The sequence below is a fragment of the Schlesneria sp. genome, assembly GCF_036405755.1.
In the GTDB taxonomy this organism is placed as follows: Bacteria; Planctomycetota; Planctomycetia; order Planctomycetales; family Planctomycetaceae; genus Schlesneria; species Schlesneria sphaerica.
Map to the genome: position 1 here is coordinate 1 of NZ_DASWWZ010000074.1, position 7455 is coordinate 7455.

7 protein-coding genes are annotated in these 7455 nt (G+C 56.8%); 2 read left to right on the forward strand and 5 right to left on the reverse strand.

What is annotated here, in order from left to right; genetic code table 11:
* Window positions 1-200 (reverse strand): hypothetical protein (locus VGE80_RS02535; protein ID WP_440591564.1); only part of this gene is annotated, 200 nt, incomplete at its 3' end.
* Window positions 201-488: 288 nt separating this feature from the next.
* Between VGE80_RS02535 and VGE80_RS02540 the strand changes: the two genes are divergently transcribed.
* A complete protein-coding gene (locus VGE80_RS02540) occupies window positions 489-1646 on the forward strand; it encodes a hypothetical protein (RefSeq protein WP_440591565.1) in 1158 nt (385 codons plus the stop codon).
* Window positions 1647-1861: 215 nt separating this feature from the next.
* Here the strand turns inward: VGE80_RS02540 and VGE80_RS02545 are convergent, their stop codons facing one another.
* The 4 genes from VGE80_RS02545 to rpsU form a co-directional block, all read right to left on the reverse strand.
* Complete coding sequence (locus VGE80_RS02545) at window positions 1862-3040, reverse strand: MlaD family protein (RefSeq protein WP_440591566.1); 1179 nt, start codon at window positions 3038-3040, stop codon at window positions 1862-1864.
* 54 nt (window positions 3041-3094) lie between these two features.
* Complete coding sequence (locus VGE80_RS02550) at window positions 3095-4093, reverse strand: ABC transporter ATP-binding protein (protein ID WP_397571865.1); 999 nt, start codon at window positions 4091-4093, stop codon at window positions 3095-3097.
* 58 nt (window positions 4094-4151) lie between these two features.
* The gene (locus tag VGE80_RS02555; RefSeq protein ID WP_397571321.1) at window positions 4152-5003 is read right to left on the reverse strand and encodes an MlaE family ABC transporter permease; all 852 of its coding nucleotides are present in this window, start codon (window positions 5001-5003) and stop codon (window positions 4152-4154) included.
* A 644-nt stretch (window positions 5004-5647) separates the two neighbouring features.
* The gene (gene rpsU / locus VGE80_RS02560) at window positions 5648-5878 is read right to left on the reverse strand and encodes a 30S ribosomal protein S21 (protein ID WP_373650546.1); all 231 of its coding nucleotides are present in this window, start codon (window positions 5876-5878) and stop codon (window positions 5648-5650) included.
* 564 nt (window positions 5879-6442) lie between these two features.
* Between rpsU and VGE80_RS02565 the strand changes: the two genes are divergently transcribed.
* Window positions 6443-7366: a PP2C family protein-serine/threonine phosphatase gene (locus VGE80_RS02565; RefSeq protein WP_373650545.1), complete on the forward strand. Its 924-nt coding sequence runs from the start codon at window positions 6443-6445 to the stop codon at window positions 7364-7366.
* The last annotated feature ends 89 nt before the right edge of the window (window positions 7367-7455 follow it).

The following is a 7455-nucleotide window of genomic DNA, read 5'->3' on the forward strand; positions in this document are numbered from 1 at the left end:
GCATTCTGTCTGAGCAGTTCACGCTCCAAAAGAGCCCAGTAGGGAGGATGCATCGGAGTGTCGACGACGATGCTGGGCGGGGACGCGAGAAGATTCGGAGCCGTACCGGCGACCGCCAGACCGAGAACTGCTGCCGTCAGCAATCGCACTACGTTCAAGTGACTCTTCAACCTGTGCCTCGCATCGCGCAAAGGGTTCATAGGTGCTTCCTGTAAAGGATTAGTCCATTGATTGACGGCAGCCCGGAAATTCAGCATCGACGCGACAACGATCCGTTCATCGATCGTGCCCACAAAAACCTGGCAGCAGCAACGTTGTCATCCGCCCGGGCACAATCCTATCCACACGGCCGCTCCGGCGCAACCAGCATGAGACAGTAGTCTTTTGTCCCGCGCTACGGGTAGAATTCGTGTCAATTCTCATCTGAAGCTGGTCAGCCCAGATAAAGAGAGTTTTCACGAGAACGAACTGCTGCGGGAGAGCCATCGATGCGGTCAAGAGCCTGGAGTTGGACAGTCTTCATTGCATGCTTTGCAGTTTCCTTGGCCCCCGCTCTGCAGGCGAATGCCGCATCGATCGAAGAAAATATCAAAGCGATCAAGTCCGTCGGTCCGGAAGGAGCCCGTCATTCCGCAGCGATCGCCGCCGTCAAAGAACTGTCGCAGGCGCCGACCGACGCGTTGCCCGTCATCCTCAAAAACTTCGAAGATGCCAATCCGCTTGCCGTAAACTGGCTTCGATCCGCCGTCGACACCATCGCCGATCGAACACTGAAGACCACGGGAAACCTTCCCGCTAAGTCTCTCGAAAGCTTCGTCAAAGACACCGCTCGTTCCCCCGAAGCTCGTCGACTTGCGTATGAATGGCTGCTGAAGGTCGATGCCACCGCATCTGATCGGTTAATTCCGGGAATGCTGCAGGACACCAGTTCCGAGTTTCGGCGCGATGCTGTCGCTCGATTAATGGCACAAGCCACCAAAGCACATGAACAGGACGACAAAGAGACCGAACGGAAACTGCTGACCAGCGCACTCTCCGGCGCGATCGACGATGATCAGGTGAAAGAGATCGTGAAACCGCTGCGGGAACTTGGCGAGACGGTTGATCTGCAAAAACACTTCGGTTTTCTGACAAAGTGGTCTCTGATTGGTCCGTTCGATAACACCGACAAGAAAGGCTTCAATATCGCCTATCCACCCGAACGCGAATTGAACCTCAAAGCCAAATACGTGGGGAAAATGGGCGAGGTTGAGTGGAAAGAATACTCAACGGACGATGAGTACGGGATCTTCGATATCGCCAAGAAAACGGAACCCTTCAAAGGCGCGGTAACCTACGCGACAACCACCTTTGTTTCCGATGCAGCACGGGACGTGGAATTCCGTCTCGGAACTCCCAATGCCTGGAAAATCTGGGTCAATGGCGTGCAGATCTTTGGGCACGAAGAATACCACCGGGGTTCGTTCCTGGACCAGTACAAGGTCAGCGCAAAACTGAAGCCAGGTCCGAACACGATCCTGCTGAAAATCTGCCAGAACGAACAAACCGATGACTGGGCTCAGGCTTGGACATTCCAGGTTCGCGTCTGCGACCGTTCCGGTGTCGCGATCACTCCCGCAGAAGCCGCAACCACCTCAACCAAATAATTCCGATGAGGGACTGGCAATAGCACCCTCTCCACCGCGACGGCGGTGCCATCCGTGGAGATCAAGCGCGAACGTTCTTCGCAGAACTGTGTTTGCCCCCTCCGCGACGGACGTTGAACAGGGGCGTTTTCTTTTTGCGTCACAGCGCTTCACGGAGTAATCCGACGGCCATCGCGCCCCTGATCAGCGGTCAGTCGACGGCCAGTGCAGTGAGTTTATTCGGGGTTATTCCCGCGGACGATGGTCTTGGGAGAAACTCCATTGTGAGTTTGGGATCTCATTTCGGCGTCTTTCAGACCTTTACTGGGACGGACCGCTCCACCCAGTCCCAGAACTTCCGGGTTCCTCGCGATCTTATCGCTGAACTCACGCAGATCCCTGAGAATCGGGTCCAGGTTCTTGAGCAGGACATTGGCAGACTCGGTTGAGCGAACCAATTGATTGTGCAGCGTGGGATCAGCGATAAATTTGTGCAGCGTCCCGTCCTGCTGATTCACCTCCTTGGCGAAGTGATTCAGTTCCGTCAGGAATGCGTCCATCTTCCCCAAGACACTATCGACCTTGGACACCACTTCGTCGCCACGTTGCCCGAGGGGTTCTGTTACCTGAGAGAGATTCACGAGGTTCCGGTTGAGACTGTCGATCATCTGACGACTTGACGCCACTGCCAGCCGCGTCTCATCCACCGTGGCTTTCGTGGTTGTGACGAGCTTCGGCAGACCGGTCAATGTTTCCCTGACCGCCTGCTGTGAGGCGGGGTCAGCCGCCACCTTGTTGATGGTCGCGATCAACTGGTTCGCAGTCTTCATCGTCGCCGTGAACTGGTGCAGTGACTCCGCCGCGTTCTCGACGATTTCCGTCAGGTTACCTCGCCGCGTCTCCATCAATTGATTCAGATTCCGGGCTACGTTCCGCCATTCCTGGCTGGTTTCGCTGAAGGCACTGAGCGAATCGGTCGTTCTCGCCTCCAGTCGCTGTACCATCACCAGTGGGTCGACGGCAGTCTGCCCTTGCAGTCGGCTGCCGGGCTTCAGGATTTCCGAGTCCGTTCCTCGAACGAATTCAATTGCCGACTCCCCCAGCAGAGACCTGGTCACGACGGCGCGGGTGTCTTTGGGGAAATCGATCCCCTCCTGAATGTCGACGATGACGTTGACGCCCCGCCCCTGTTTATCGAGTTCAACCTGTTTGACCGTACCGATATTCAGGCCGCATAACAGGACGGGCGCAGTGGGGTAGAGTCCCGTGCCGCTGTCGAGTTGGACGACCAGAGGGTAGCTCTTCTTCCAGAGATGCTGCACATCACCAAAGCAGACCACCAGTCCAATACAAATCGAGAGAGCGACCGTGACCAGCACACCGACTCGAAACTGGAGTTGCCGTTCCGTGGCCATGATTTTCCTTCTTAAACGACAGTCACTGCATAGATCTGCTGAGACGGATCGGGATTACCCCGCATTCCGGCGCGGATCGAGTTCACCTCGCACGAATCGAGCGACGCGGGGATCCTCGCACTCAAAGACGTCTTCCTGCGTACCTTCAAACACCAGTTGTGACTCCCCCGCTCCCAACCGGGCCAGCGGGTAGAACATGACGACGCGATCAGCGACACGGCTAACGGTTTTCATGTCATGTGTCACCACCACACTGGTGACCTGACGGCGGGCCTGCGTCTGCTCGATGAGTTCGTTGATGACCTCGCTCATCACGGGATCCAATCCCGTTGTCGGCTCATCATAAAAGACAATGTCAGGCGACATCGCCAGAGCACGCGCCAGCCCGACTCGCTTTTTCATTCCCCCCGAGAGATCAGACGGTTGCTTCCGTGCCGTACTCTCGGGCAGTCCCACTTCCCGCAGCCGCTCATGGACGATGTCACGAATTTGCGATTCGTTCAGCATCGTATTTTCACGCAGGCCGAAAGCGATGTTCTCGAACACGTTCATGCTGTCGAAGAGAGCCGCTCCCTGAAACAAATACCCCAGTCGCAGTCGATCACGTCGCCGCTCAGCAGGACTGCGGTCACTCACGGGTCGGCCATCCCACAAGACATCTCCCTGCGTCGGGTTCAGCAACCCCGCCAGCAGTTTTGTGGTGACACTCTTTCCGCAACCGCTCTCACCGATGAGGACCAGTGTTTCCCCTCGTCGTACTTCCAGCGAGATGTTGCGGAGGACCTGTTGAGTTCCGAACGACTGAGACACGTTGCGAAGTTCCATCGCCAGTGTGCTGCCCCGGGCCGTTGCCGCTGCCGGACGGCTCGCGCGAGAACCAGTCGTCATCGGTCGGTGGGATGCCTGAGCCAACGATGGAGTTGGCGGGAGTTGTGAATTGGCGGAGAGTCTCTCGGTGACCTGTAACCCCGGTAGCGAGGGAAGCGACGCGGCATGGTCCGCCGGGTCGCGGTTCGACGAGGTTTCGAGCTGAGTTGACTGTTCGTGATCCATCACAATCGCTGACATCCATTCCAGTAAGTGAGCATCATGCCTGAGGGCCTGTCCGGAACTAGGTGACCGGAACTCCAAGCATTTCCAAGGTCTTCACGAGCTGAATTGTGGTCAGCGCCAGTACCAGATCGAGTGCCAGGATCGCGATAAATGACATGACAAAGGCTTCCGTGGCAGCGCGGCCGACACCTTCTGCCCCGGATCCACAACGAAAACCCCGGTGACAGGCAACGATGGCGATCGCCGCCCCGAAACTCATGCTCTTCACAACCCCGGTAATCACATCAAAACCGCTGACGAATCGATCTGAGAAATCCCAGAAGTGATGACCGCTGACCCCATAAACCTGGGTGCTCACAAACCAGCCCCCGAAAATTCCCACCCCTTCTGCCACCATGGTGAGCGCCGGGATCATTAAGAAGCAGGCCAGAAAGCGAGGAACCACCAGATACGCCACAGGGTCCGCTCCGAGGGCTTTCAGAGCATCGATCTGCTCGCTGACTTTCATCGTGCCGATCTCCGCAGCGATGGAGCTTCCGACTCGCCCTGCCAGCATCACGGCCGCCAGCACCGGCCCCAGTTCCTTCACCAGAGTCCCGTTAATGACGGAACCGATGTGAATCTCGAAGTGAAGCTGACTCAAGGTATCATAGGATTGCACCGCCAGCACCATCCCGATGAACAACCCCGTAATGCAGACAACCGGGACGCTTCGAACGCCCACTTCGTAAAAGATCGGCCAGAGCACGCGACCGCGCGGAAGTCGTGCAAACAGAAAACCCCAAAGCTGCCAGGTGAAGGTCACCAGATCGCCGATGGCAATGAACAGGTCGAGCGTCTTCCGTCCAATCCAGTGAACGAAAGTCGGAGTCGCAGGACCAGCTTCCGCGGCAGTCAATGATGTCGACACTCGTGCTTCTCGCGTATTGCCTCGCAGTGTCACTCAGCCAGGTGGCGTGACAGCGGTAGAAATAGCCGAAAGCCGAATTTGTGGCGAGTTCACTTTTGCCGCCAGGGATCTGCGTCGTTCCGGCTGCAGAGAGTCAGTTCCGTCTCGCCGTCATACATGAGCGATGGAGCGACTCAGCATGCCCGTTTTTCGATTTCCGGGGACTATCGCCAGGCCAAATCAACACAGGGGCCCCGCTGAGATGAACGAAGCTTGAGAGGAAGAGAAGAGGGCAAAACCGATCGAATTGCCTCGGCAAATCGCAAATCGGTGCCGGGGACGACCGAAGAGAAGGTCTTCCAAACTCACGGCACGTGCGAGCACCGCATGAGACAAACAATGCCACAGAGCAGACCCCACTGCCCCGTTGCTGCATCATCGCTTCAAAGTGCATAACATCGCAGGGACGAAGAACTGCGTTCCAGGAATAAACAGCCAGGCGTGATCAAAATCCAGGCTGTTCCAGCCGCAGCGGCCACGCCGCGCCTGAAGCACGTGCGTGAAACCGCTAAGACGACGTTGTACCGTTCCCTGCTCCAGCATCAATTCCGAAGAACGGCTGGTCGAGTGCTGAACATTTCCAGAACTGCTGTAAACTCTCGAACTTATCGATCTGGCTTACCGGCTGGTGCGGAAGGGCTGCCCCCACCGACCATTCGCTGAATCCGTGAACGACGTTCGGCGCGACGACGGGCACGACGGCGGGTTTCGCTTGGCTTTTCGTAAAATTCACGTCGGCGCATCTCTTTCTTGATGCCCGCATGCTCGACCAATTTACGAAACCGCTTCACCGCGTCATTGATTCCCTCATTGTCCCGCAACCGCAACTTAACCACACAATCCTCCCATCGGATGTTTTGAGAAATGTTCGCACTTCAGCCTGTACCGGTACGTACCAAGGCGAGAGCCGGGGAGAAAGTGTAGCAACGCAGCGAGGGTGAGGGAAGCGAAGACATCCCGTAATTCACCGGCAGAGCCCAATTCAGGGACCCGAATGCGCTTGATCGGGTACGAATCGGCGATTCGCTGCAGAATTACGGAGAATTTATAGATCCCGCAACGTGGCTGCCACTCTCTGAAGCCAATTTCTCCGGCTCATTCCTTCAATTCCCGAGAGGCTTTCGGGCGACGGAACAATGATTGCTCCTTCATTCTCACGAGGTTTCACTCGCTGCAACTGTCTGGAGGGGACGAGGATCGCTCCAAGCTGACCTCTACGAAAGCGCTTCAGGCAGCGCTGACAGCCGGCTCAGGACGAACTGGCGCTGAAATCATCCGACCCGCAGCGACTCGGTCACCTCGAAAAGATAACAAGATGTACACAGACGTTCATGAACCGGGATGTCTACAATAGAGATAAAACTCCGGCAGTCACATCTCGCGGCAGAAAGGACATAGTCGTGGCAACTTCGCGAATCGAGGACACGCAATGGTTTCGCCCGGCGAAGCCCGACTACGACGAACTTGCGACCAAGTACTTTGGTGACGAGGCGGTTCGGGTGAAAACAGAGTTCGGCGCCCTGTCCCATCGCGGATTGCTCCGAACGAACAATGAAGACCATTACTCAGTTGTGCGGCGATACCGTGGTCGTGACGTCCTGCTGACCAACATGCCCAACGACGCCTATCAAGGGAATAGCGATGAAGCTTATTCCCTCGCGGTTGCCGACGGTATCGGAGGCGCCGCGTTCGGCGAGCTGGCCAGCATGCTCGCTCTGCAAACGTGCTGGGAGCTGACTGGCAAAGCCTTCAAGTGGCACTTCAACCTTTCTCAAGCCGAACGGGCAGAATTGCAAGAAGCCATCAACGTCTATATGCATCTCATCCACCAGCGAATCCAGGATGAAGCCCGTGCCCAGGGTGAGTACCGCGGCATGGGAACCACCCTGACCGGGGCTTTGACAGTGGGTTGGGACGCGTTCATCTTCCACGTGGGGGATTCGCGTGCTTATCTGTTTCGCGATGGCAAACTGCACAGGCTGACCAAAGACCAGACACTCGCGGAATCCATGCTCGCAGCCGGACTCATCAACTCCATCGACGAAGCCGCCAGGCGATTCCGGAACACTCTCGTCAGTTGCCTCGGGGGAAACCTTAATCAGCTCGACGTCGAGACTTCGCACATCGAGCTTGAGGATGGCGACCGCTTACTCCTTTGCACCGACGGCCTGACTGACATGGCCAGTGACTCTCACATTTCCCAGATCATGGCGAGAAACTGCTCAACCCAGGAATCTTGCCAGCAACTGATCGATGCAGCACTTGCCGCAGGAGGCCGTGACAACGTGACGGTCATAATCGGAGACTACCTGAAGGACGCGTAACTCAACGCCGACACGGCCAAGGGCAGGACGACGGGAGACTCCAGGCGACGCGAGTCTATAAGAGTGCAGCCCACGAGCGGAGAGAGACC

What these genes read in the sequence shown, in the direction of transcription:
- VGE80_RS02545 (WP_440591566.1), bottom strand. Translation starts at nt 3,040, where the DNA reads ATGGCCACGGAACGGCAACTCCAGTTTCGAGTCGGTGTGCTGGTCACG.
- VGE80_RS02540 (WP_440591565.1), top strand. Translation starts at nt 489, where the DNA reads ATGCGGTCAAGAGCCTGGAGTTGGACAGTCTTCATTGCATGCTTTGCA.
- VGE80_RS02550 (WP_397571865.1), bottom strand. Translation starts at nt 4,093, where the DNA reads ATGGATCACGAACAGTCAACTCAGCTCGAAACCTCGTCGAACCGCGAC.